Origin of the sequence: Hyalangium ruber, assembly GCF_034259325.1 — a bacterium.
GTDB classification, from domain to species: domain Bacteria; phylum Myxococcota; class Myxococcia; order Myxococcales; family Myxococcaceae; genus Hyalangium_A; species Hyalangium_A rubrum.
Genome location: NZ_JAXIVS010000011.1, coordinates 275,226 through 300,269, shown reverse-complemented (window position 1 = coordinate 300,269; position 25,044 = coordinate 275,226). Strand labels below are relative to the sequence as shown.

Below are 25,044 nucleotides of genomic sequence, written 5' to 3'. Positions count from 1 at the left end.
GGATAAAGGCCTCGCGCTAGTTCCGCAGCGGCTTGCCCTTCTCCAGCATGAACTGCAGCCGATCCTGCGTCTTCTCCTCGCCGCACAGGCTCAGGAAGGCCTCCAGCTCCAGCTCCAGCATCCGCTCCTCGGTCAGCAGCACCGAGGGGCTCGTGTCACCACCGGTGAGCACCCGCGCCAGCTTCTGGGCGATCTTCCGATCGTGGGCGGAGATCTGGTTGTTGAGCTGCATGTCGTACAGCAGCATGTCCACCGTGGCGAACCCGTTGGGCCCCGGCAGTCGGAACCGCGTGGGCCGAGGCGCCCGGAAGCCGGCCTCCGCCATGCCCAGCACCTTCGCCTTCGCGTCCGCCAGCAGGAAGTCCCGGTTGGCGGAAATCCCGTCGTTGGCGCTCAGGAAGCCCAGCTCCCGCGCCTCCTCCGCGCTGGTGGCCACCTTCGCCATGCCGATCGACAGGAACACCTTCTTGATGAAGGGGAACGCGTCGAAGTCCTTGTCCGCCGAGTAGGCGCCGTACACGTTGCGCAAGAGCTGCATCGTGCCGCCGCCGCCCGGAATCAGGCCCACGCCCACCTCCACCAGGCCCATGTACAGCTCCGCCGAGGCCTGGATGGCGTTGCCGCCCATCGCCGCCTCCGCGCCGCCGCCCAGCGTCAGGTTGAAGGGCGCCGTCACCACCGGCACCGGGCTGTAGCGCATGCGCTGGTTGGCCGCCTGGAACGCCGCCGCCATCTTCCGGATGGCGTCGAACTCGCCGTTCTTCGCCGCCCACAGCATCGCGAAGATGTTGGCGCCCGCCGAGAAGTTCCCTCCGTCGTTGCCGATGACCAGGCCCCGGTGGTTCTTCTCCGTCTCGTCCAGCGCCGTGCCCATCATCGCGATGATGTCATCGTCGATGGAGTTCATCTTCGAGTGGAACTCGAGCAGCGTGGCGCCATCGCCCAGGTCCCACAGCGTGGCGCTGCCGTTGCCGGCGATCTTCTTGTTGCCGCGCTTGAGGTACTCCACGCGCTGCGTGCGCGCGTTCTCCTGCACCAGCTTCACCGTCTTGCTGGGGATGTCCCAATACGTGTCGCGCCCCTCCGCCACGCCGTAGAAGGACTCGCGGCCCGCGGCCAGCATCTCCTCCACCCACGCGGCCGGCTTGAGGCCCAGCTCCTTCATCCGCGCCACGCCCGCGCGCACCCCGTACGCATCCCAGGTCTCGAAGGGACCCATGTCCCAGCCGAAGCCCCAGCGCAGGCCGCGGTCGATGTTGACGATGTCGTCGGCGATCTCCGGAATCCGGCGGCTGGTGTAGGCCAGCACGTCCAGCGTCACGCGCTCGGCGAACTTCGCCGCCTTGTCCTGGCCCTTCATCACCGTGGCCACGCGCTCGCGCACGTCCTCCACGTCCTTGGCCGCGCCCAGCGACTCGAAGCGCACCTTGTTCTGCTTGCGATACTCGAGCGTCTTCAGGTCGAGCGCGAGGATCTCCTTCTCCCCGTCACCGCCGCCGCCCTTGGACTTCTTGTAGAAGCCCCCGCCGCTCTTGTCGCCCAGCATCCCCTTCTCCACCATCTTCTGGAGGAAGTCCGGGGTGGCAAACGTCTGCCGCTCCTCATCCTGCGTCAGCGTGTCGTAACAGTTCTTCGCCACGTGGGTGAAGGTGTCCAGGCCGACGATGTCCGCGGTGCGGAACACGGCCGACTTGGGCCGCCCCATCGCCGGGCCAAAGATCTTGTCGACCTCCTCCACCGTCATCTCCGCCTTCTGCATCTCGGCGATGGTCCGCATCATCCCGTACACGCCGATGCGGTTGGCGATGAAGTTGGTGGTGTCCTTGCCGTAGACGATGCCCTTGCCGAGCACCTCCTCGCCAAAGCGATGCACCGCGCGCACCACCTCGGGGTTCGTCTCGGGGCCGGCCACCAGCTCCAGCAGCTTCATGTAGCGCACGGGGTTGAAGAAGTGCGTCACCAGGAAGTTCTTGCGGAACTCGGCGCCCCGGCCCTGCAGCATCCCCGCGATGGAGAGGCCCGAGGTGTTGGAGCTGATGATCGCGTCCTTGCGCGCGTGCTGCTCCACCTTGGCGAACAGGGCCTGCTTGACGGCCATGTCCTCCTTCACCACCTCGATGACCCAGTCGCACTCGGCGAGGCGGGCCATGTCGTCATCGAAGTTACCCACCTCGATGGCGGTGAACACCTGCTCGGACACGATGGGGCTGGGCTTCTGCTTGCGCATGTTGGCCAGCGCCCCCAGCACGAACTTGTTGCGGAAGGCCTTGGAGGAGGTGTCTTCGCCCGGCGCCGCCTTGGGCGGGACGATGTCCAGCAGCAGCGCGCGTACACCCGAGTTGGCCAGGTGCGCGGCGATACCGCTGCCCATCACGCCGGCGCCCAGCACTGCCACTTTGCGGATCCGCGTCGTCATCGAAAAAGGCTCCCTATTGAGGAAGAGGGACTGCACAAATGTCGGCGTTTGACCCGAAAGTCAATCGAGTCTCTCGCCTGCGGGTCGCCCTTGTGACTACAACCCCCGGGCCCATGCCCCGCCTCGACCCACACTCGTACAACGACAGCTCGCAGCCCGAGACCGAATCCCTTGACTGGAAGGCCCGGGTGGACTTCCGGACACGGCGCCTGCACGCGGAGGTGACCCTGACCCTCAAGGAGGCCTCCGCGGGCCCGCTGGACCTGGATACCCGGGATCTCGACATTCGCGCGGTGGTGGACGCCGAGGGCAAGCCCCTGCCCTTCCTGCTCTCGCCGCCGGAGGTGATTCTGGGCAGCCGCCTGCGGATCGAGCTGCCGGCGGGGGTGCGCCAGCTCACGGTGCGCTATCGCACCTCGCCCGAGGCCAGCGCCCTGCAGTGGCTGGAGCCCTCGCAGACGGCGGGCCGCCAGCACCCGTTCCTCTTCAGCCAGTGCCAGGCCATCCACGCGCGCTCGGTGGTGCCGTGCCAGGACACGCCGCGCATCCGCATCCGCTACAAGGCGGCGCTCACCATCCCCAAGGCGCTCAAGGCGGTGATGGCCGCCGGGTTCGTTCGCCGCGAGGAGCCCAGCGTGGAGGCGGTGGAGCACTACGAGATGCCCCAGCCGATTCCTCCCTACCTGCTGGCCTTCGCGGTGGGGAGCCTGGCCAGCAAGGAGCTGGGGCCGCGCTCGCGCGTGTGGGCCGAGCCCGAGGTGCTCGAGGCCGCCGCCGCCGAGTTCGAGGACGTGGACGCCATGCTGCGCGTGGCCGAGTCCCTCTTCAGTCCATATGGGTGGGAACGTTTTGATCTGCTCACCATGCCGCCCTCCTTCCCCTACGGGGGCATGGAGAACCCGCGGCTCACCTTCCTCACGCCCACGCTGCTGGCGGGGGACAAGAGCCTGGTGAACGTGGTGGCGCACGAGCTGGCGCACTCGTGGACGGGCAACCTCGTCACCAACGCCTCTGCCGAGCACTTCTGGCTCAACGAGAGCTTCACCGTGTTCGCCGAGCGCCGCATCCTCGAGGCCCTCGCGGGCTCGGAAGTGGCCCGGCTCCATGCCGCGCTCGGCCGCCGCTCACTGGAGACGGCCATCGAGCACTTCCGCGCCCAGCCGCAGTGGACCGTGCTGCGCACCCACCTGGCCGGCGTGGACCCGGACGAGGTCTTCTCGCAGATTCCTTACGAGAAGGGCTACCTCATGCTGTGCGCCATGGAGGAGCGCGTGGGTCGGCAGGCCTTCGACGCGTACCTGCGCCGCTACATCGAGACATTCAGCTTCCAGGCCCTCACCACCGAGGACTGGGTGGCCTTCACCGAGCGCGAGCTGCCGGGAGTGCTCGCCCAGGTCCACGCCGAGGACTACCTGCACAAGCCGGGCATCCCCGCCAGCGCGCCCGCTCCCCGCTCGCACCGGCTGGAGCAGCTGCAACGGCTCAAGGGCACCGTGCCCTCCGCCGAGGCGGTGAAGGACTGGACCGCCGCCGAGTGGCAGCTGTTCCTCGAGTGGATGCCCGCGGACACCTCGCGCGACACCATCAAGGCCCTGGACGAGCGCTTCCAGCTCACCCAGAGCCACAACTCGGAGGTGCTCGTGGCGTGGCTGGTGGCGGCGCTGCGAGCTCACTACGCGCCCGCGCTGGAGCGCGCCGAGGCCTTCCTCGGCGAGGTGGGCCGCATGAAGTACCTCAAGCCCCTGTACAGCACCCTGGGTGCATCAAAGGACTACCGGGCCCGAGCGCGAGAGGTCTTCAAGAAGTATGCGGAGCGCTACCACCCCATCGCCCGTCAGGGCGTGGAGAGCATCCTTTCCCGGGCTTGAAAGTACATTCGCATCTATACGGATTCATGCATTTACGTTATAGATGCGAATAACCCGAGTAGCCCCAGAGGCCTCGGGCCCGTGTCGTTTCAATCCCCCGAAAGGAAGTCCCTCAGATGAGCAAGTTCCTGCGCGGTCATTGGTCCTGGCTGGTTGGTGGTCTCGTCAGCGCGTCCGTACTCGGTGCCTGTGGTGCTCCCGAGGAGCAGAACCTCGAGGTCGCCGAGCCGGCCGCCGCGGGCGACGTGAAGGTGCAGCTGTCCCTGGGCAAGGCCACCCTGGCCGCCGGCGACAGCGTGTCGGTCAGCGTCACCCTGACCAACGTGTCGGGCCGCTCCGTGAAGCTGCCGTACTGGACCACCGCCGCGCGCGGCGTGAAGGAGCCCCTGTTCGACGTGCAGCTCAACGGCGCCCCCGTGGCGTACACCGGCCCGCACTACAAGTGGGCGGCCCCCCAGGCCGAGGACTTCATCACCCTGGCCCCCGGCCAGAGCGTGACGCACACCGCGGACGTCGGCGGCGTCTATGACTTCTCCGCCACGGGCAGCTACAGCCTGAGCTACGCCTCCGAGGCGCACGGCCAGGTGGCCCAGTTCGCCTCCAACAACGTGACGGTGTGGGTCGAGGGTCGCCCCGGCCTGCAGCCCCAGGGTAACGAGGGCAATGTGTCCGCCCAGGCCCTGTCGTACTCCGGCGCGTGCACCAGCAGCGAGCAGTCGTCCATCTCGACGGCGTTCAACAGCGCCAAGACGTACTCGACCAACTCGCTGAGCTACCTGACCAACACCACCCCGGGCAACACCGCGCGCTACAAGACGTGGTTCGGCAACTACACCAGCACCAACTGGAACACCGCCAAGAACCACTTCAGCGCCATCAAGAGCGCCTTCGACACCAAGTCGGTGGTGGTCGATTGCAGCTGCAACGACAGCGCCTACGCCTACGTGTACCCGGCCTCGCCGTACAAGATCTACGTGTGCAACGCCTTCTGGAGCGCCCCCAACACGGGCACCGACTCCCGCGCGGGCACGCTGGTCCACGAGATGAGCCACTTCAACGTGGTGGCCGCCACGGATGACCACGCCTACGGCCAGAGCGCGGCCAAGAGCCTGGCGACCTCCAACCCCACCCGCGCGCTGGACAACGCGGACAGCCACGAGTACTTCGCCGAGAACACCCCGGCGCAGAACTAACGCGGCCCGGCAGGCTTTGAAGTAAACGGAGACGGGGGCGGAAACGCCCCCGTCTTCCTTTTTCGTGGAGGCACCTTCACATGAGACGTGGGCTGTTTGGTCGAGTCGCGCGGTTGAGTCTGGTGCTCCTCTGTGGAGCGTGTGCCTCACGCAAGGAGGAGGCGGCGCCGCCTCCAGCCACGCAGGCCTCGGCCCCTACCCCGGAGGCAGCTCCCATGGCGGTGACGCTGGAGTGTGAGATGAGCGTGGCCCCGCGCCTGCGCGTGGGCGAGCCCGTGGAGCTGAAGTTCAAGCTCCGCAATGCCACCTCCGAGCCGCTGTCGGTGCTGACCTGGCAGACGCCGCTGGAGGGGCTGTTCAACAAGTACCTGAAGGTGACGCGCGATGGCGCCGAGGTGTCCTTCAGCGGGCCGACCATGAAGCGCGGCGACCCGGGCGCGGACGCCTACGTCACCCTCGAGCCCGGCGCGGCGAAGGAGGCCACGGTGGAGATCTCCCTGGCCTACGACTTCACCCAGCCCGGCAACTACCGCATCGAGTTCCGCAACCACCTGATGGACGTGGCCCCGAAGGGCGCGGCGCTGCCCCGTCCCCTGCCGGAGCACCAGTCCGCCACGTTGAAGTGCCCCGTGGTGGAGACGGTGCTCGCCGCGCAGTGAGCCTTAGCGCTTCACCGCGTCCAGGCGCTTCTTGGTGAGGTCCAGGTACTTGGCATCCAGGTCGATGCCCGTGTAGCGGCGGCCCAGCTTCAGGGCCGCCACGCCCGTGGTGCCGCTGCCGTTGAACGGGTCGAGCACCGTCGCGTCCTCGGGCGTGCTCGCCTCGATGATGCGCTCCAGCAGCGCCACCGGCTTCTGCGTGGGGTGGCTGCCGAACGCCTTCTCCTCGCGGCGCGGGGCGATCTGCGTCCACATGCGGCCGGAGCCATCCGCCGTCAGCTCCTCCTCGCCGGTGCGCGGCAGGTTCCACACGTCGCGCATCTGCTTGCCACCGTTCTCCGCCTTCATCCGCGCGTAGTTGAACGTGTGCTGCAGCGTCTTGGCCGGCTTCGGCGAGGCCCAGATGAGCAGCTCGGTGGAGTGCGTGAAGTAGCGGCACGAGAGGTTCGGGCTGGCGTTCGGCTTGTACCAGGTCACCGTGTTGAGCAGCTTGAAGCCGAGCTTCTGCATCGCGAAGCCCACGCTGAAGATGACGTGCTGCGTGCCGCTCACCCACAACGTGCCCGTGGGCTTGAGCAGGCGCTGGCACGCCTTGAGCCACTCGGTGGTGAACGCGTGGTCCTCCTCCACGCCCCGCGACACGTCCCAGGCGCCCTTCTGCACCGAGGCCCGCTTGCCGCTCTTGCACGTGAAGCCGCCGTTGGACAGGAAGTACGGCGGGTCCGCGAAGATCAGGTCGAACTGCTGCTCGGGGAACTTGTTCATCAACTCCAGGCTGTTCCCCTGGTACAGCCGGTACGCATCCCCCTTGGCGAAGAGGCTCTCGCTCAGGGAACGGTCGACAATCTTCAGCGCAGTGGCTTCCGCGGACATCTCGCCTCCGTCTCGGACTTCGTTGACGCGGCGGACTGTGGGGCCACTTGGGTGCTACATCAAATTTCTGATCTGTAGCACTTGAAAACTTGACCGCTGAAACACCGCGAGCAGGGCGAGAGCGCTTCGCGAAGAAGCCCTCCGTCACCCTGCTCGACGGTTACCGCAGGCGCTGAAGCGCGGCGTCGTTACGCCTTCGCCTCGCCCTTCTTGCCCTTCTTGGCACCCGCGGCCGGAGCGGCGGCGGCCTCGCCAGCGGCGGGAGCGGCCTCCTTGGCGGGGTTGGCGGCGTACTTCTTGCGGAAGCGATCGATGCGACCCGCGGTGTCGACGAGCTTGTACTTGCCCGTGAAGAAGGGGTGGCAGTTCGAGCAGATTTCCACGCTGAACGAGCCGCGCGTGGACTTGGTCTCGACGATGTTGCCGCAAGCACAGGTGACGCGCGAGGGCGGATAGACCGGGTGGATCTCGGGCTTCATGGTGACGTCTCCAGGCCTTGCCCCCACCCCTCATGGGTGGGAGGTCCGGCGGTTGGGTTGGCCGGCGCTTATAACGGCACGCCGGGTGCTGCACAAGACCGCCTTCGGCTCAGTGGTGCGCCGAGCCTGGAGGCTCGATCGCTTCCACCAGCTTCTGGACGGCCGCATCGGACGGGACATCCGCCCCAAGCGAGGTGTACGACAGTAGATGCGTCCGGGCACTCCCCGTTGCGCCGCCCTTCAGCGCTTTCTGCACGGTTGCCCGCTGGGTCTCCAGGCTGGTGATCGACTCCTCGAGCGCCCGCCGCGACGTCTCGTCCTTCGTCGCCGACAGCCGCTCCTTGGCCCGGGTCAGGTTGGACTCCAGCATCTTCAGCCGCTCCTGGTCCCGGCTCACGGTCGAGAGGTCCGCGAAGGGGCCCGCCCCGTTCACCGACAGCTCCAGGCGGGCGAGCTGGCGCCCACGCTCCCCGGGGGGAACGAGGGTGGCGAACCCGTCCTTGGAGGCCATGCCCGGCCCCCGCCCGTCGCCCGACTGGACGACGAAGTCCACGCCCTCGCCCTGCTGGGCGAGCTGCCGGGCCATGGTGTGGGGCAGCGCGGCGAGCACCACCACCACGTCCACCTTCTCGGTCTGGCGCAGCCGCTTGGCCTCCGCCAGGGCCGCGGGGATGGGAGGCTGCCCGATGGCATCGCCTACCCCACCCTCGGGAGACACCCCCACCACGCCCACCTTCAGCTCTCCCGCGGTGAGCACCGTGGAGGCCGGGAAGGCCTTCTTGCCCTCCTTCGTCAGGAGGTTGGCGGACAGGAGCTTCAGATTCGCGACCTTGCCGTGCTTGCGCAGGAAGTCCACGCCGCGCACCAGGTCGCGCGTGCCCACGGCCATGGCCGAGGTGCCCATCGCATCCATCTGCTGTAGCAGCAGCTTCGCCCGTGCCTCCTCGGTCGGCTCCCCGCCCGCGGTGGGGAACTTGAAGAGCGCATTGCCCGCATCCAACACGAGCACCGGCACGCCCTTGGCGCGCTCCTGCTCGATGACCTTCTTTCGTCTGGCCAGACCGCCAGACGGGTTGTGGCGTCAACCACAGGGGGCGATCTCGCCCCCATTGTCTCCGGTGAAGAGCAGCACCAGCTTCTTGGGCGCCGCGCCCGCCACCAGGGGCAGCAGCAGCAGCGCCAGCGCGGCCAGGGCCAGGCGGGGCAGTCTCATTTGGTTCCCTTCTTCGGGGCCGGGGCCGGAGCGGGCGCCGCCGGCTTCTTCTTCGCCTTGTCCAGCTCCGCGAGCCGGGTCTTGGCCGTCTTCGCCGCTTCCGACTTGGGGTGGCTCTTCACGAGCTCCTCCAGCGCCAGCCGCGACTCCTCCTTCATCTTCAGCTTGCCGAAGCACTCCGAGGAGCGCAGGTACGCGTCGGGCGCCGCCGGCGACTTCGGGAAGCCCTGCAGCACCTGGCCGTACTCGAAGAGCGCCTCGCGGCACTTGTCCTCGGCGAAGTACGTCTCGCCCATGCCGTAGTGCGCCTCGCCCATCAGCGGGTCCTTGGCCCACTTCTTCATGAACTCGTTGAAGAGCTGGCGCGCCAGGGGCAGCTCCCCCGCCTTCGCCTTCGCTTGGGCCAGCGCGAGGAACTCCTTCTTGTCCACGGGCCGCTGCAGCGCCTCGGCCTGCTTCTTCGCCTCGGCCTCCTTCAGCGCGTCCACGCCCTGCTGCGCCAGCTGCTTCTTCTCCGCGTCCTGGGTGAGCCGGCCGAGCGCCGCCTCCAGCTCGGAGATCTTGTAGAGGTACGTCTCCACCTGCCCGCGCAGCTGGGCCATGTCCTCCACCGTCTTCTGGAGCTGGATGCCGATGTCCGCGTCGTTGCGCCGCGCGGCCTTGTCCAGGCCCTCGAGCGCCTTCGTCACCTCGACCACCTTCTGATCGATGAGCGGCAGCGTGGCGTTGAGCTGCTCGCGCGCCGCCTTCAGCTCCTCGGTGAGGCGGGTGTTGTCAGAGCTGAGCCGGTCCACCTTGGCTTCGAGCGCGCGTCCGCGATCGGCCGGGTAGAAGCAGCCCGCGAGGGGCAGCAGGACAAGCAGGGCGAGCCTTCTCATAGGGGGGCGCATCTTAAGGTCAATCCTCCCGCGCGTCCGTTCCTTCTCGCATGCTCTGTCGGCCGCCTGTCCCTCAGCGGGGCCGGCTGCCGTCCTCCATCCGCTCCACGGCCCGCGCGCACGCCACCCGGAGACGGGCGTGGTTGAGGAAGAAGGGGGTGGGGCGCGCCCTGCCCTCCTCCAGCGAGCGCAGCGCCTTGCGGTACTCGGCGGCCGCCTCGGCGAACGCCTCACGCAGTTCCAGGAGCATCGCCAGCAGGTAGCGCGCGGCGGCGAGGTCCGGGTCCAGCGTCAGACAGCGCCGCAGGTACTCCTCCGTACGCGCGTCCGTCTCCCCCACCCCGTCGAGCACCTGGGCGAACAGACCATCCGCCTCGGCATGCACCGGGTCCTGCGGCCCCTGCTCCCGCGCGTCCGCCCCCTCGGCGAGCCCCACCGTGGGGAACTGGCCTGACTCGGGCCTCCCCACGAGGGCCGGCGCGGGCGGCACGGCTGGAAAACGCCCCGACTCCCGCTGCGGCTGCGAGGCCGGCACGGCTGGAAAACGCCCCGACTCCCGCTGCGGCTGAGAGGCCGGCACGGCCGGAAAGCGCCCCGAGTCCCTCGGAGTCGGGGGAGGCACGACGACAAAGCGTCCCGACTCCCGCCGGGACTCTCCACCCGAAGGCACGGCCCCCAAGTCGCGCGGCGCATCCCCCGGGGCCGACGGTCCGATGACGGGAAAGGAGCCAGCGTCCCTCCTGCGATCCGTGGGCAGCGGGAGCGGGTCCCCTGGCTTGCGCTTGAGCTGCGCGGCCATCAGGTCCTGGGTGCGGACATAGAAGAAGGCGTGCTCGCCACGGATGATGCGCAGGCTCGGAGGCGCGTGCAGCAGCGGCTCGGCGGAGGAGAGCACCAGCGTGCCGCCCATCGTGAGCCGCTCGGCCAGCGACTCCACCACCCGATCGAACGCCTCGGCCGTGAAGTAGATGAGGACGTTGCGGCAGAAGATGACGTCGAAGCCGTCGCCCCCGCCCACGGGGTACGGCATGTCCATCAGGTTGTGGATCTGGAAGCTCGCCCGCTCCCGCAACTGGGGCAGCAGCGCCGAGCGCGTCCCGTCCGGCACGAAGTAGCGCTCGCGGATGCCCTGCGGCAGCCGGCGCACCTGATCCGCGGCGAAGCTCAGTGACCGGGCGCGGGTGAGCACCGCGTCGGAGATGTCCGTGCCCAGCACCGTGCTGCTCGGGTCCGCCCCCGCCTCCTCGAGCAAGATGAGGAGCGTGGCCACCTCCTCGCCCGTGGCACAGCCCGCGCTCCACACGCGCAGCGGCCGCCCCTGCCCCTGCGCCACCAGCGGCTCGAGCACATGGGAGCGAAAGGAGGACAGCTGCACCTCGTCCCGGAACAGGTCCGTCTTGTGGACGGCCACCACGGAGATGAGCGCGGCCAGCTCCGCGACTCCCGCCGGCGACTGGAGGTACATGAGGAACTGCTGCTCGGACAGGTTTCCCTGGAGCGCCGCCAGCCGCTCATCCAACCGGCGCCGCTGAGAGCCACTCAGCGCCATGCCCGTCCGCGCCGAGATGAACGCGTGGATGAGCGAGGCGGACCGAGAGGAGTTCTCCACCTTCACCGCCCCGCGGCGAGGGGTTCACCGCGCGTGAGCCGCAGCAGCGCGGCGGCAACCTCATCCCCGGGGACGAGGTGGTCCACGGCGTTGCGCTCCACGGCCGCGCCCGGCATGCCGAACACCACGCAGGACTCCTCGTTCTGCGCCACGGTGACGCCTCCGGCCGCCTTGATGGCGGCCATGCCCGCCGCGCCGTCCTCGCCCATGCCGGTGAGGATGACGCCCAGGGCGCGGCGCCCGTACGCCTTCGCCGCGCTCTCCAGCAGCACCGTGCCCGAGGGCATGTGCCCATCGCGCTCCACGCCCGGCTTGAGCGACACGCGCCCCCGGAAGGGGATGACCATGTGCATGCCCGGCGGGGCGATGAGCACGTGGCCCGGCATCAGCAGCTCGCCGTCCTGGGCCAGCCGCACCTTCAGGCGCGAGGAGTTGGCGAGCCAGCCCGCCAGCGACTCGGCGAAGGCGGCGTTGATGTGCTGGACGATGGCGATGGGCGCCGGGAAGTCCGCGGGCAGGTCCGCCAGCATCCGGTGGAGGATTTGAGGGCCACCCGTCGAGGCCGCCACCGCCACCACGCCCACGTTGGCCGGAAGCAGCGCCGAGGGCCCGTCCTGCTTGGGTGGCGGCGCGCGCTTGGGGCCGCGCAGGTGGCGGATGACGCGCACCGAGGCCAGCAGCTTCAGCTCCTTGGCCAGGTTCCACGCCTCCAGCCCGTCGTCGATGGACGGCTTGACGCGCAACCCCAACGCGCCCAGCTCCAGCGCCCGACACGTCAGCTCCGGGGCCTGCGAGCGCGGATCCGCCGTGAGCACCAGGATGGGCGTGGGGCTCTCCGCCATGATGTGCTCCACGGCGGTGAGCCCGTCCATCACCGGCATGTCCACGTCCATGGTGACGACGTTCGGGCGCAGCTCCTTGACGCGAGCCACCGCCTCCTTGCCGTCAGCGCACGTCCCGACGATCTGGAGATCCGGGTCCTGGCTCAGCGCTTCGCAGATGAGCTGTCGGCAGATGAGCGAATCATCGACCACCAGCACCGACACTTTCTTGCCCATGACCAGTGCATACCCCGTGCGCGCGGCGGGGAGTATACCCAATGCCATCCCCTGTCCTTAGGGGAGCCTTCAGCCCAACAGCCGCTTCACCACGTCCACCAGGTCCTGGCGGACCAGGTCCCCCTTGGTGATGTAGCCGTTCGCCCCCACCGCCAACCCCCGCTTCCGGTCCTCCTCACCTCCACGCGTGGTGAGAATGATGACCGGAAGTCGGTTAAATTTCTCGTGATTCTTGAGCTGGCGGGTCAGCTCCAGGCCATCCAACCCAGGCATCTCGAGGTCGGTCACCACGAGGTCCACCGGGTGCAGGGAGAGCTGGTGGAGGGCCTCCACCCCATCCGAGGCGGTGATGATGTCGTACCCCACCGCCTCCAGGAGGGCGGAGATGAGCTCGCGGGTGAGGGGGGAGTCGTCCACGACCAGGATGCGGCGGCGCTGGACCTCGACGGTGCGCGGGGCGGCGCGCGGCAGCTTGATGGAGACGGAGCCGTGGGCGCCGGCGGTCAGGTAGGCGGCCGAGAGCACCATCGCCAGCCGTCCATCCGCCAGCGTGGTGGCGCCGGTGAGGTGGGAGAAGCGCGCGAGCAGCCCCTTGAGGGGGAGGATGGCCTGGACGCGCTCCTCCAGCACCCGCTCCACGGCCAGCGCGGCGGTGACGCCCTGGCTGCGCACGACGAGCACCAGCTCGCCTTCGGCGGGAGGTCGCTCGGGGGCCAGCCCCAGCAGGGCCGAGAGGTGCGCGAAGGGCAACACCCGGCCCTCGACGTCCAGCGCGGGCCGGCCGGCGATCTCGCTCATCGAGGACAGCTCCAGCTTGAGCGCCCGGGAGACGTGGGAGGCGCTCAGGGCCAGCGTCTCCTCCCCCGCCTTCACGAAGAGCAGCGGCGCCACCGTGAGGGACACGGGGACGCGGATCTCGAAGATGGTGCCCCAGCCCGGCGCGGACTCGACGCTGACGTCTCCGCCCAGGCTCTGCACCGCGCTGCGCACCGCGTCCAGCCCCACGCCGCGCCCGGAGATGTCGGTGGTGACGTCTCGCGAGGAGAAGCCGGAGATGAAGATGAGCTCGCGCGCCTGCCCCTCGGTGAGCGCGCTGGCTGCCCCCTCGTCCAGGAAGCCCCGGCGCACGGCCACCTTGCGCAGCATGCCCGTGTCCAGGCCCACGCCGTCATCCTCGACGCGCAGGATGATGCGGTTGCCCTCTCGCGAGGCGCGCAGCGTGAGGCAGCCCTTGGGGCGCTTGTTCGACCCGACCCGGTCCACCCGCGACTCCAGGCCATGGTCCAGCGCGTTGCGGATGAGGTGCAGCAACGGATCTCTCAGCGCCTCCACCACGGCGCGGTCGGCGCGGGTGTCCTCGCCGTCCGTCACCAGCTCCACTTCCTTGCCGAGCTCGCGGGCCAGGTCGCGCACCATGCGCGGGTACGGCTCGAAGAGGACCGACAGCGGCAGCATGCGGATGCGCTGCACCTCTTCGACCACCTGCCCCAGGTCCCTCAGCTCCTCGTTGGCCAGCAGCTTCGACTCGCGGTGCAGCGCGGCGGCCAGCTCCTTGGCCTTGCCCAGTCGCGCCGCCAGCGCCGCCGCCGCGGGGCCCAGGTCCTCGGCCTCGCGGGCCAGCTGGGTCAGCTCCCGGGCCAGCGCGAGGCGCTTGCCATTGGCCAGCTCCCGCCGACGCGCCACCTGCTTGAGGTTGGTGGCGGCGCTGGTGAGCAGGTCCAGGCTCGCGGCTTCGATGCGGACCGAGCTGTCGGCGCGAGGCTCCGGCCGCGGAGGCTGCACCGCCGCGTTGGGCCCGGGCCCTGAAGGCGCGGGCGCGGGAGCCTTGAGCGGCGTGGAGGGCTCCGGATTCGGAGGGGTCCGTCGCACGGGGTTGCCCCCGGTCGCGGGAGTGGCCCCCTGCGGCTGAGCCGTCGTCCCTTGAAGCGCTGCCCCCTGGAGCGCCTTGGCGTGCGTCGCCACGGACTGCCCGGTCGCCGTCCCGGTCGAACCGAGGGAACCCTGCGGCAGGGGCACGGGCGTGGAGATCCGCGGGGCCCCCTTGGCCGGAGTGGGCGTGCGGGGCGGCGGGTTCGCCAGCGGAACGGGCGTCCGAGGCCCGCCGACAGTCGGGGACTTCGTGACGGCCGGAATCACCACCGGCTCGGGGGGCGGGCCTCCGAGCTGGGTCTGCTCCACCCGGGTGCGCTCACGCAGCCACGACACCAGCTTCTCCACCTCGGGCGCGTCGTCCGAGGCCACCAGCCCCGAGAGGATCGTCACCGCGTCGGCGGACTTGAGCAGCGCGTCGGCGGAGTCATGGGACAGGGCGTACTGGGCCGGCTCGATGGAGCGGACGAGCTCCTCCATCTCGTGGACGAGCACGTTGATGCTGTCGAAGCCCATCATCCGGGCCTCGCCCTTGAGGCCGTGCAGCTCCCGGAGCGCCTTGCGCCCCGTCTCCACGTTCCCTGTGGCCTCCAGTTCCACGATGGAGCGGTTGATCTTGTCGAGCCGTACGCCCACCAGGTCCCGGAACTGCTTCAGCAGACGATCTCGAGGTGTCACCCGTCACCCCTCGATTGCCCCTGCCCGATCTGGAAGCGCTCCACCACGTTGCGCAGATCCAGCGCGAGCACCAACAGGTCCCCGTTGGCGGTGCTCACCTGCTTGGTGGCGTTGAGGCTCTGCTGGGTGATGCGGAGGATGTCCGCCATGGTGTCGGCGAGCTGATCCGTACCCGTCTGCTGCTGCTGCGTGGCCAGCGAGATGGAGCGCACCGCGTCGGAGGTCTGCCCGGCCAGATCGACGATCTGCTTGAGCGACTCGGAGACCTGCTGTGCCAGCGAGGTGCCCGTCTCCGTGGCGCGCACGCCGCCACCGGTGGCCGCCACGGCGGCGCGCGAGGCCTCGCGCACCTCCTCGATGAGGCCTTCGATCTCCTTGGTGGACTCGAGCACGTTCTCGGCCAGGCGGCGCATCTCCGCGGCCACCAGCGAGAAGCCCCGGCCCACCTCGCCCGCCTTGGTGCCCTCCAACTCCGCGTTGAGCGCCAAAAGGTCCGATTTATCGGCCACGCCGTTGATGAACTCGACGATCTTGCCGATCTGCTGCACGCGCTTGTTGAGCCGGGTCACCGCGCCCGCGATGGCCTGGTTGTCGTTGCGCATGCGGCTCATGGAGGACAGGAAGGCCTCGGCGCTGCCCTGCCCCGCCTGAGCAGCGGCCAGCGTGCGCTGGGCGATCTCCGCCACCGAGCCGGCGTTCTCGGCGATCTGCCGCGCGGAGCGGGCCAATTCCTCGGTGGTGGCGCTCGTCTCATCCAGCGAGCTGGCCTGCTCGGCGGCGCCGGCCTCGTAGCGACCGGAGGTGGCGAGGATCTCCTCGGTGGTGGCGCTGATCTGCGCGCCGGCGCGCTGCAACTGCGAGAGCACATCGGCCAGGTGCGCCCGCATCATCGCGAAGGCGGCGGAGACGGCCCACGACTCGTCCTCGGCGGTGATGAGGCGCGGGGTGGCCAGGTCTCCGTCGGCGATGCGGCGCGCCTCGTCGGCCAGTTGGCGCATGGGGCGCCCCACCAGCGTGCTGCCCAGGTACGCGGTGGTGAGCGCCAGCGCGAACACCAGCAGGCACAGCGCCCCACCGGAGGTGAGCGCCTCCACCCGGAGCTGCCGCACGCGCTGGGGCTGGGCCTCTTGGGGGGTGGAGAGCACCTCCTCATAGGCATGCTCCGCCAGCGCCGAGGCCAGGTTGGCCGAGAGCACCGCGGGCGTCAGCACGGCGATGGCGGTGAAGATGACGAGCCGCGTGCGGATCTGCGCCCGCCGGGGCATGGCGGCGATGATCTGCGACTGGCTGAGCCCCAGCTCCCCGAGCCAGAGCACCACGCGGCGCGCCCGCAGGGTGACGAGGCACAGCACGAGCAGCGAGGTGATGGGGCCGAACAACAACCCCAGCCCGGCGACGCCCAGCCCCGCGCTCCAGCCCCCCTGGCCCATCGTCCCCACCAGCACGCCCAGGAGCACCGTGGTGGCAAGCCAGAGGATAAGCGAGGTGACGAAGCTGGAGTCGGCGGCGCCCGTCGCCTCGGCCACGGCCTGCGACAGCCGCTCCGATGTGGGCGAGAACTCGCCCCGCTCCAGCCCGCGCAGCACGTGAAGGCGGCGGCGCAGCAGGATGCCACCCACGGCCATGGCGATGACGCACGCCACCGAGCCCAAACCCACGAACAGGTGGAAGGCCCCCTGGAGCTTCTCCTCCAGGGTGAGCCAGGCGTAGTGGCAGGCCAGCGCCGCCCCCACCATGTTGGCGAGGGTGACGGGGATGACCAGGTGACGGCTGAAGAAAGCCCGGTGGCGCGCAGAGGTGGAGCTCATGGGCTAGCCCTCCCTGCCGGCGAGCTGGAAGCGCTCCACCACGAGCTTGAGGTCGCGCGCCAGCGAGGACAGATCGCTGTTGGCGGCCACCATCTGCTTGGTGGCGGCGGCGTTCTGCTCGGTGACGCGGAGGATGTCGCCCATGGCGGCGGCGAGCTGATCCGTACCCGTCTGCTGCTGCTGCGTGGCCAGCGAGATGGAGCGCACCGCGTGGCTCGTCTGCCGCGCCAGCTCGAGGATGAGGCTCAGGCTCTCGTCCACCTGGGCCGCCAGCATCGTGCCCGCCTCCGTCGTCTTCAGCCCCGCCTCGGTGGCCATCACCGCCGCGTGGGTGGCGTCACGGATCTCCTCGATGAGCTGCTCGATGGTGCGCGTGGAGCGGATGACGTTCTCGGCCAGGCGGCGCATCTCCGCGGCCACCAGCGAGAAGCCTCGGCCCACCTCGCCCGCCTTGGTGCCCTCCAACTCCGCGTTGAGCGCCAAAAGGTCCGACTTGTCGGCGATCTCGTTGATGAACTCGACCACCTTGCCGATCTGCTGCACGCGCTTGTTGAGCCGCACCACCGCGTCGGCGATGGCCTGGTTGTCCTCCTTCATCCGCTGCATGGCGGTGAGGAAGGCCGCCGCGTTGCGCTGGCCACCCTGGGCCGCCGAGAACGTGCGCTCGGCGATGCCGGCCACCGACTCGGCATTACCGGCGATCTGCTGCGCGGAGCGGGCCAGCTCCTCCGTGGTGGCGCTCGTCTCGTTGAGCGAGCTGGCCTGCTCGTCCGCACCCGACTCCTGCTCGGTGGAGGTGGCCACCAGCTGCTCGGTGGTGCTGGAGATCTGCATGCCGGCGCGCCGCATCTGCGCCAGCGCCTGCCCCAGCTGCGCCTGCATCCGCACGAAGGCGGCCGAGGCGGCCCACACCTCGTCCTCCGAGGGGATGACACGCGGCGGGCGCAGGTCTCCCCGGGCGATGCGCGTGGCGTCCTCGGTGATGGCGCGCAGCGGCTCGGACAGCGCGGTGCCGGCCACGTACGCCGTCCCCAGCACCAGGAGGATGACGATGCCGGACATCAGCCCCAGCGCCAGGCTCCCGGAGCTCCGGGCGTGCGCCACCACCGCCTGCTGTGCCTGCCAGTCCGGCGCCTCCAGCATCTTGTCCATCACCCGCACCGCGCGGGCGATCGACACGTCGAGGATGAAGATGGAGGGGCTGAGCACGGCGATGGCGGTGAAGATGATCAGCCGGCGGCGGATGTTCTGCCGCTGGGGCGGCACCGCGGAGATGAACTCCAGAGCCGAGAGCCCCTCTTCGGCGATGCGCTCGGCGGCCTTGCGGCTGCGGCGCACCACCAGCAGGTAGACGAGCATGGCGCTCAAGGGCCCCAGGCTCAGGGCCACCGCCCCCACGCGCAGGCCCAGCGTCCACTGCGCCTCCGTCAGCGGCACCACGGCGATGGCCACCAACAGCACCCCACCCAACCACGCCTGCAGGGTGAACCAGAAGCAGCGCTCGGGGATGGCGCGCGCCTCCTGCAGCGCCTGGCGCAGGTTCTCCATCGTGGGCGGCAAGCGGCCCTTCTCGATCGCCCAGAGCACGCGCAGCGCGCGCCGCTCCATCAGGCTGGTCAGCCCCAGGCTCGAGCCCAGCGCCAGCGCCAGCAGCGCCAGGAAGTAGCCCCAGGAACTGGAGGGCAGCGTCTGGGACATCTGCCAGTGCGCCAGCGCCAGCACGAGCCCCACGCCGCCGCCCAGCCAGGACGGCCGCGTCATCCACCCCGCCAGCCCCTTGAGCCCCGAGGGCGTGCTCATGCGGCCTCCCGAGCGGCGCCAGACAGGTAGTGCTCGAAGTCCACCAGCCGCACCAGCGGCCAGAGCGCGCCCCGCGTGTAGATGAAGCCCAGCAGGCTGCCGCCCGCCAGCCGCGCCAGCACCGGCGGCGTGTCCATCACCCGATGAACCTCCGAGTCGATCTCCAGCGTGTCCACGCCCACCGTCTCTCCCGAGGGCGCCAGCAGCACCCGCGCCGCGGCCGGAAGCTCTCCGAACGCCTCGCGCGCCGAGCGCGAGCGGCCCGCATGCAGCGCGGGCGCATCAATGACCGCCACGTCCTGGGCGGGAAAGGCGATGCGGAACGGGCCCGCATGGCAGAGCAGCGTCCCGGCGAGGTGCTGGCCCGGCATGGCTCAGCCTCCCTGGCTCAGGTGCTCGAACAGCCCGTCGGGGTCAATCACCGCCACGTCCCGCTGGGCGCCCTTGGCCGGGCCCCGCAGGTGGACGTGGACGCCATTGGCTCCCAACGGCTCGAGGGTGCCGGACACCGGGGACACGCCCGCCACGGTGCTGGCGGTGAGCGCCAGCGTGCCGCGCGGCAGCCGCACCAGCACCGCTCGGCGCGTGGACTGGCTGCCCGTGCCCACCAGGAGCCCCATGTCCACCACGGGGATGACCTCGCCGCGATGGGCGAACACCCCCAGCAGGTGTGACGGGGCACCCGGTACCCGCGTCAGCTCGGGGAAGGTAACGACCTCCGCCGCGCTCTCCGCAGGCACCGCATACCAACTACTCCCACATGCGAATACAAGGTAGGACTGTCGCGCTTCAGACTCAGGTACGCCCATCGGGCGACAGCCTACCTCAGATTAGCGGCGGAACTCGACGCGGCGATTCTGGCCCCACGCTTCCTCGTCTGAGGCGGTGCTGAGCGGGCGAGTCTCGCCGAAGCCCACCGCCTGCAGGCGGTTGGAGGCGATGCCCAGGTCGGTGAGGTAGCGCTTGACCGAGGCGGCGCGGCGGTTGGACAGCTGGAGGTTGTACTCCTCGGTGCCGCGCTCGTCGGCGTGGCCCTCGAGGGTGACCTTCTCGCCCGAGGCCTTCAGGCACTCGGCCAGGGTGGACAGGCGGCTCTGGGCCTCGGAGGTGAGGTTGGACTCGTTGAAGCCGAAGGAGATCGGCTCCCAGCTGCACTGCGAGGCGCCACCGGACACGCAGCGGCCATTCTGGCACTGCTGGCCCTCGCCGCAGTCGGCGTTGCTGGAGCAGGTGTCACGCGGCGCCTGGCAGCGGCCGCGCTCGCACTTGCTGCCGGAGGGGCACTGGGTGTCGGCCGCGCACTGGGCGGTGGCGCACTTGCCCGCCTCGCAGATGCGGCCGCTGCCGCACTGGGTGTCGGTGGTGCACTCCGGGCCCTTGGGCGTACACTTGTTCGCCTGGCAGGTGAAGCCTTCCTTGCAGTTGGCGTCCGTGGCGCACTCCTGGCACTGCCCCTGGACGCAGACCTCGCCCTTCTCCTGGCAGTGCGTGTCGTTCTCGCACTTGGGATAGGTGGGAGTGGACGGACAACCGCTCAGCACCACCACGGCAAGGGCCAGCCCCGCCACCATCGAAATCTGACGCATCGTTCCCTCCTGCGCGAAATCAGGTGCCCGCCTGCTGGGCGGGTCATCGGCGAGGCGTGTAGTCGTAGCAGCCGATCGAGTCAAAGCAATTTGACCCGGCCGAAGCCTTGCAGCGCAGCGGGCAAGCTCCGCCGAAGTCCTTGAAACCCCTACGAGCTTCCCAGACAGTGTGGCACGGCGGCCACACCGTGCCGGCCCGAGGTCCACACCGCATGCCCGCGTCCGTCCTCATCGTCGATGACGAGAAGAACATCCTGCTCACGCTGAGCCAGTCGCTGCAGCTGGCGGGCTACCGCACGGAGCTGGCCAGCTCGGGGCAGGTGGCCCTGGACGTGGTCTCCGCCCGGCCGGTGGACGCCATCCTCATGGACGTGAAGATGCCGGACATGGACGGGCTGACGGCCCTGGGCCGGCTGCACGAGATGAAGCCGGAGCTGCCCGTCATCATGATGTCGGGCCACGGCACCATCGACACGGCGGTGAAGGCCACGCAGCTGGGGGCGCGCGACTTCCTGGAGAAGCCCATCGCCCGCGACCGACTGCTGGTGGCGCTGCGCAACGCGCTCAAGCACCAGGCCGTCATGGAGGAGTTGCAGGAGCTGCGCTCGCAGATGAGCCGCTACGACATGGTGGGCGGCGGCCCGGCCATGCAGCGCATCTTCTCGCTCATCCAGCGCACGGCGCCTTCCGAGGGCCGGGTGCTCATCACCGGCGAGAACGGCACCGGCAAGGAGCTCATCGCCCGGGCGCTGCACCAGAACTCGCGGCGCAAGGGCGCCCCCTTCGTGAAGCTCAACTGCGCCGCGGTGCCGCACGAGCTGATCGAGAGCGAGCTGTTCGGCCACGAGAAGGGCGCCTTCACCGGGGCGGTGAGCGTGCGGCGCGGCAAGTTCGAGCTGGCGCACGAGGGCACCCTGTTCCTGGACGAGATCGGCGACATGCCGGCGGCCATGCAGGCCAAGCTGCTGCGCGTGCTGCAAGAGGGCGAGCTGGAGCGCGTGGGCGGCGCCGAGACCATCAAGGTGGACGTGCGCGTCATCGCCGCGACGAACAAGAACCTGGAGAAGGAGATCTCCGGGGGCCACTTCCGCGAGGACCTCTACTACCGCATCAACGTGGTGCAGATTCACTCGCCCCCGCTGCGCGAGCGGCGCGAGGACCTGCCGGACCTCATCGACACCTTCCTGAAGGAGGCGTGCGCGCGCAACGGGCGCAAGCCGCTGACGCTCTCGGCGGAGGCGCTCTCGGTGATGGCCTCCTATGACTACCCGGGCAACGTGCGCGAGCTGCGCAACCTGGTGGAGCGGCTGGCCATCCTCTGCGAGGGCCCGGTCGTCTCCGGCAACGAGGCCCTGGAGCTGCTTCCCCGGGGCCGGGGCCTCTCGGCTCCCCCACCCCTCAGCGCGGTACCCTCTCCCCTGCCCCCACCGCTCCCCAACGCGGCCATTGCCGCCTCCGAGCCGGCCCTGCCGCGCGCGCCGGAGCCACCGGCCCCCACGGGCTTCCGCCCCCGGGTGGACCGGACCTTCCGCGAGCAGGTGGAGGACGCGGAGCGGGAGATCATCCTCCACGCGCTCTCGCACACGCAGGACAACGTGACCGAGGCGGCGCGATTGCTGGATCTGGAGCGCGGCCACTTCTACAAGAAGATGAAGGCGCTCGGCCTGCGTCGCAGCGCGGCCGACAAGGACCCTTCACCTGGAAGCAGCGGAGACTGAGACATGCTGGGGCGTAATTGGATCGCGGGCTGGACGCTGGTGCGGATCGTCTTCGGAGTCATGCTCTGCGCGGCGCACGGCATACCCAAGGCCATGGGAGACCTGACGCCCTTCATCCAGCGCGTGGGCTCGCTCGGCTTTCCCATGCCCACCTTCTTCGCCTGGTGCGCGGTGCTCACCGAGGTGGTTGGCGGGATACTCATCGCCCTGGGGCTCTTCACCCGCCCCGTGGCGGCCTTCGCCAGCTTCACCATGATCGTCGCCGCCTACCGGCACCAGGCGGACCCGTTCTCGGCCATGGAGAAGCCGCTGCTCTTCCTGACGGTCTTCGTGGCGCTGATCCTCGGCGGCGCGGGCCCCTGGAGCCTCGACGCCAAGGTGCGGCGCAAGGCGTAGCGCCCCTGCTCTCGCCTACGCCGCCACGCGCAGCACGCAGTCGGGCACGTCGTTGGCGGGCGAGTTGACCACGCGCGCCACCTCGTAGGCCTCCAGAATCTCCTCCGCGAACGGCGTGAGCAGCGGCTGGAGCACCGAGGGCTCCATCGGCTCCGAGCGCAGCCACATCTCCTGCGCGCCCGGCGGGAGGATGACGGGCATCCGGTCGTGAATGGGCGCCATCAGCGCGTTGGGGCCGGTGGTGATGAGGGTGCAGGAGCGCACCACCTCGCCGGTGTCCGGAGCGGTCCACTCCTCCCACAGCCCGGCCAGGGCGAAGGGCTTGTGGTCCTTGCGGTGGAAGAAGAAGGGCGTCTTCGGCTTGGTCGTCTGCTTCCACTCGTACCAGCCATCGACGAGCACCATGCAGCGGCGGCGCCGGAGCGCGGCGCGGAAGCTGGGCTTCTCGGACACCGTCTCGCCCCGCGCGTTGATGAGCTTGTTGCCGATGGAGGCGTCCTTGGCCCAGGACGGGATGAGCCCCCAGCGGTAGGCGTCCAGCATCCGCTCTCCGTCATTGATGACGACGGGGATGAGCTGGGTGGGCGCCAGGTTGAACCGGGGGCGATCAATCGACGCGCGCACGCTGGTGAGGGCGAACTCGCGCGCGAGCTCCACTGCCGAGGTCTGCACGGTGACACGTCCACACATGGCCCGGAGTATCGCCCCGACTCCGGGCGCCACCAAGCCTCACGAGGGGTGATCCGTACACCACTGGAACAAGCTGCCCGGGAAACCGGCCAGCCGAGCCAGCGCCCCGTCGCACCCCGCAAAAGAAAACCGGCGTGGGCCGGAGAAGCTCCGAACCCACGCCGGCGAATGTCCCAGAAGGGCGGTGATTACTGGGTGATGTTCAGCGAGGTGTCATCCAGGAAGAAGCTCGTCGCCAGCGACGAGTCCTCGGTCCCGTTGAAGTACACGCGGATCGTCTGGCCCTTGTACGCGGCCAGGTCGAACGTGCGCTGCACGTAGGCCGTGCCCTTGTTCAGGTTGCTGTAGGTGGCCAGGGTCGACAGCACCGTGTTGGCGCTGTTGCGGACCTGGACGGTCAGCTTGTCGTAGGCCGTGACGGTGGTCGTCTCGGAGCTGGTGATCTTCACCCAGAAGCTGAGCGAGGCGCTGCAGGCCGTCGACGGGATGGTGATGTCCTGGTAGGCGAAGTCGGTCATCGTCGTGCCGTAGCCGTTCAGCCACGCCGCCTGAGCGCCGGTGCGCGCGTTGGCGGTGGCGGCGATGACGCCCGAGCTGGTCGTCCAGTTACCCGCGCTCTCGAAGCCCGGGTTGAGCAGCAGGTTGGTCGTGGTGGAGCACGAGCCGGTGGTGTTGCTCACCGTGACGTTGACGGCCGCCGAGTTGGCGCTGTTGCCCGAGGCGTCGAAGGCCCGGCTGGTCAGCGCGTAGCTGCCGTTGGACACGCCCGCGGTGTTCCAGCTGATGCTGTAGGGCGAGGTGGAGTCGCTGCCGATCAGCGTGGCGCCGGCGTAGAAGTCGACCCGGCTCACGGCCACGTTGTCGGCGGCGTTGGCGCTGACGGTGGTGGTGCCGCTCAGGGTGGCGCCGCCCGACGGAGCCGTCAGGTTGGTGGTCGGAGGCGTGGTGTCACCCGGCGTGCCGCCGCCGATGAAGCCGCTGTAGAGCAGCACGTTGGGCGAGCCCGTCTTCGCGTCGGTCACCTTGCCGGCCGAGCCGTTGTTGACCAGCGCGTCACGCACCTGCTGCGGCGTGGCGGCGGGGTTGGCGCTCAGGTACAGCGCCGCGACGCCGGCCACGTGCGGGCTGGCCATCGAGGTGCCGCTGATGGTGTTGGTGGCGGTGGCGCCCGTGTGCCACGCCGAGGTGATGCTCGAGCCCGGCGCGAAGATGTCGAGGCAGGTGCCGTAGTTGGAGAACGACGAGCGGGCGTCCGTGTTGGTGGTGGAGCCCACGGTGATGGCCGTCGGGGTACGCGCAGGCGACTTGGTGCAGGCATCGCCGTTGTCGTTACCCGCGGCGACCGCGAACGTCACGCCCGCGCTGACGGCCGCGGCGACCGCGTCATCCAGCGTCTGCGAGGCGCCGCCACCGAGGCTCATGTTCGCCACGGCCGGCTTGATGTGGTTGTTCTTCACCCAGTCCACGCCGGCGATGACGCCCGCGGTGGTGCCCGAGCCGTTGCAGTCCAGCACGCGCACCGGGTGGATGATGGTGCCCTTGGCAATGCCGTAGGTGGTGCCGCCCACCGTGCCCGCCACGTGGGTGCCGTGGCCGTTGCAGTCATTGGCGGTGCCGCCGGAAGTCACGGCGTCAAATCCGTTGCCGATGCGGCCCGTGAACTCGCTGTGGCTCGTCAGCACGCCCGTGTCGACGATGTACGAGTGAACATTGTTGGCGGTGTTCGCGTAGTTGTAGGTGCTGTTGAGCGGCAGGTTGTTCTGGTCCGTGCGGTCGATGCCCCACGTGGCGCCCGTCTGGGTACCGGTGGCGACGAGGATCTGGTCCTCCTCGATGTAGGCCACGCGCTCATCGGCGAGCAGCTCGCGCATGCGCGCCTCGGGCATCTCCACCGCGAAGCCCTTGATGGCGTTCTGGTAGGTGTGGAGCACCTTGCCGCCGCGCGCGATCGACATCTCCTGGGCGATCCCAGCGGCGCTGACCTGCATCGTCTCCTTCAGGTCGCTCTTCAGGACGACGATGTAGCGGTTCGGGATGGCCCGGGGGCTGCGCAGCAGCTGGGCCATCTGGCCGATCTCCTGCTTGGGCTCGGTGGCCTCTACGTCCTGCTCCATGCCGGTACCGCAGGCGCTGGCAGCGAGGAGAGAGAAGGTGCACGCAGCTTGCTTGAAACGCTTCATACGACCTCGGGGGATTGCGGGTGCGATGGCGGCTTGAACCGCCGGTGAAACCGCGCGTGAAACTACACGTTGT

20 protein-coding genes and 1 pseudogene are annotated in these 25,044 nt (G+C 69.5%); 5 read left to right on the top strand and 16 right to left on the bottom strand.

Annotated features, from left to right (window positions below; translation table 11 throughout):
- Positions 1-16 precede the first annotated feature (16 nt).
- Positions 17-2,416 (bottom strand): 3-hydroxyacyl-CoA dehydrogenase/enoyl-CoA hydratase family protein, encoded by a 2,400-nt coding sequence (locus SYV04_RS29470; protein WP_321549278.1) that lies wholly within the window; start codon positions 2,414-2,416, stop codon positions 17-19.
- A gap of 113 nt (positions 2,417-2,529) precedes the next feature.
- Here SYV04_RS29470 and SYV04_RS29465 point away from each other — a divergent pair, with 113 nt between their 5' ends.
- The 3 genes from SYV04_RS29465 to SYV04_RS29455 all read left to right on the top strand — a co-directional run bounded on the left by SYV04_RS29465 (position 2,530) and on the right by SYV04_RS29455 (position 6,136).
- Positions 2,530-4,284 (top strand): M1 family metallopeptidase, encoded by a 1,755-nt coding sequence (locus tag SYV04_RS29465; protein WP_321549277.1) that lies wholly within the window; start codon positions 2,530-2,532, stop codon positions 4,282-4,284.
- Between the two features lie 116 nt (positions 4,285-4,400).
- Positions 4,401-5,477 (top strand): M35 family metalloendopeptidase, encoded by a 1,077-nt coding sequence (locus SYV04_RS29460; protein ID WP_321549276.1) that lies wholly within the window; start codon positions 4,401-4,403, stop codon positions 5,475-5,477.
- 80 nt (positions 5,478-5,557) lie between these two features.
- Entirely contained in the window at positions 5,558-6,136 is a 579-nt protein-coding gene (locus tag SYV04_RS29455) for a protease (protein ID WP_321549275.1), read from the top strand.
- 3 nt (positions 6,137-6,139) lie between these two features.
- Here SYV04_RS29455 and SYV04_RS29450 read toward each other — a convergent pair whose 3' ends face one another.
- From SYV04_RS29450 to SYV04_RS29390, 13 genes and pseudogenes are all read right to left on the bottom strand, one after another.
- Entirely contained in the window at positions 6,140-7,009 is an 870-nt protein-coding gene (locus SYV04_RS29450) for a DNA-methyltransferase (protein WP_321549274.1), read from the bottom strand.
- Positions 7,010-7,275: 266 nt separating this feature from the next.
- Positions 7,276-7,488: pseudogene (rpmE, locus tag SYV04_RS29445) on the bottom strand (50S ribosomal protein L31); the annotation flags it as partial.
- A 109-nt stretch (positions 7,489-7,597) separates the two neighbouring features.
- Complete coding sequence (locus SYV04_RS29440) at positions 7,598-8,503, bottom strand: metallophosphoesterase family protein (protein WP_321549272.1); 906 nt, start codon at positions 8,501-8,503, stop codon at positions 7,598-7,600.
- Between the two features lie 66 nt (positions 8,504-8,569).
- Positions 8,570-8,701: a hypothetical protein gene (locus SYV04_RS29435; RefSeq protein WP_321549271.1), complete on the bottom strand. Its 132-nt coding sequence runs from the start codon at positions 8,699-8,701 to the stop codon at positions 8,570-8,572.
- Positions 8,698-9,579 (bottom strand): tetratricopeptide repeat protein, encoded by an 882-nt coding sequence (locus SYV04_RS29430; RefSeq protein ID WP_321549270.1) that lies wholly within the window; start codon positions 9,577-9,579, stop codon positions 8,698-8,700. Before SYV04_RS29430 ends, SYV04_RS29435 begins: the two co-directional genes overlap by 4 nt.
- Positions 9,580-9,652: 73 nt before the next feature.
- Positions 9,653-11,188, bottom strand: coding sequence for a CheR family methyltransferase (locus SYV04_RS29425; protein ID WP_321549269.1), 1,536 nt, complete (start codon positions 11,186-11,188; stop codon positions 9,653-9,655).
- A gap of 2 nt (positions 11,189-11,190) precedes the next feature.
- Positions 11,191-12,246, bottom strand: coding sequence for a chemotaxis-specific protein-glutamate methyltransferase CheB (gene cheB, locus SYV04_RS29420; RefSeq protein WP_321549268.1), 1,056 nt, complete (start codon positions 12,244-12,246; stop codon positions 11,191-11,193).
- 69 nt (positions 12,247-12,315) lie between these two features.
- Positions 12,316-14,793 carry a hybrid sensor histidine kinase/response regulator gene (locus tag SYV04_RS29415; RefSeq protein ID WP_321549267.1) on the bottom strand — a complete coding sequence of 826 codons (2,478 nt, stop codon included), beginning with the start codon at positions 14,791-14,793 and terminating at the stop codon, positions 12,316-12,318.
- The gene (locus SYV04_RS29410) at positions 14,790-16,601 is read right to left on the bottom strand and encodes a methyl-accepting chemotaxis protein (protein ID WP_321549266.1); all 1,812 of its coding nucleotides are present in this window, start codon (positions 16,599-16,601) and stop codon (positions 14,790-14,792) included. The genes SYV04_RS29415 and SYV04_RS29410 overlap by 4 nt, the downstream gene beginning before the upstream one ends.
- Before the next feature lie 3 nt (positions 16,602-16,604).
- On the bottom strand, positions 16,605-18,401 hold the full coding sequence (locus SYV04_RS29405) for a methyl-accepting chemotaxis protein (protein ID WP_321549265.1): 1,797 nt from the start codon (positions 18,399-18,401) through the stop codon (positions 16,605-16,607).
- Positions 18,398-18,772, bottom strand: coding sequence for a protein CrdC (locus tag SYV04_RS29400; RefSeq protein WP_321549264.1), 375 nt, complete (start codon positions 18,770-18,772; stop codon positions 18,398-18,400). The genes SYV04_RS29405 and SYV04_RS29400 overlap by 4 nt, the downstream gene beginning before the upstream one ends.
- 3 nt (positions 18,773-18,775) lie before the next feature.
- Positions 18,776-19,210 (bottom strand): chemotaxis protein CheW, encoded by a 435-nt coding sequence (locus tag SYV04_RS29395; RefSeq protein ID WP_321549263.1) that lies wholly within the window; start codon positions 19,208-19,210, stop codon positions 18,776-18,778.
- A gap of 21 nt (positions 19,211-19,231) precedes the next feature.
- On the bottom strand, positions 19,232-19,987 hold the full coding sequence (locus tag SYV04_RS29390) for an OmpA family protein (protein ID WP_321549262.1): 756 nt from the start codon (positions 19,985-19,987) through the stop codon (positions 19,232-19,234).
- A gap of 212 nt (positions 19,988-20,199) precedes the next feature.
- Here SYV04_RS29390 and SYV04_RS29385 point away from each other — a divergent pair, with 212 nt between their 5' ends.
- Together SYV04_RS29385 and SYV04_RS29380 are read left to right on the top strand one after the other, a co-directional pair.
- Complete coding sequence (locus SYV04_RS29385) at positions 20,200-21,705, top strand: sigma-54-dependent transcriptional regulator (protein ID WP_321549261.1); 1,506 nt, start codon at positions 20,200-20,202, stop codon at positions 21,703-21,705.
- A 3-nt stretch (positions 21,706-21,708) separates the two neighbouring features.
- Positions 21,709-22,101 carry a DoxX family protein gene (locus tag SYV04_RS29380; RefSeq protein WP_321549260.1) on the top strand — a complete coding sequence of 131 codons (393 nt, stop codon included), beginning with the start codon at positions 21,709-21,711 and terminating at the stop codon, positions 22,099-22,101.
- A 15-nt stretch (positions 22,102-22,116) separates the two neighbouring features.
- On the opposite strand, the gene SYV04_RS29375 is transcribed toward SYV04_RS29380, so the two are convergent.
- Positions 22,117-22,791 (bottom strand): SOS response-associated peptidase, encoded by a 675-nt coding sequence (locus SYV04_RS29375; protein WP_321549259.1) that lies wholly within the window; start codon positions 22,789-22,791, stop codon positions 22,117-22,119.
- A gap of 188 nt (positions 22,792-22,979) precedes the next feature.
- Positions 22,980-24,971, bottom strand: a complete 1,992-nt coding sequence (locus SYV04_RS29370) for a S8 family serine peptidase (protein WP_321549258.1) — start codon at positions 24,969-24,971, stop codon at positions 22,980-22,982.
- Positions 24,972-25,044 lie beyond the last annotated feature (73 nt).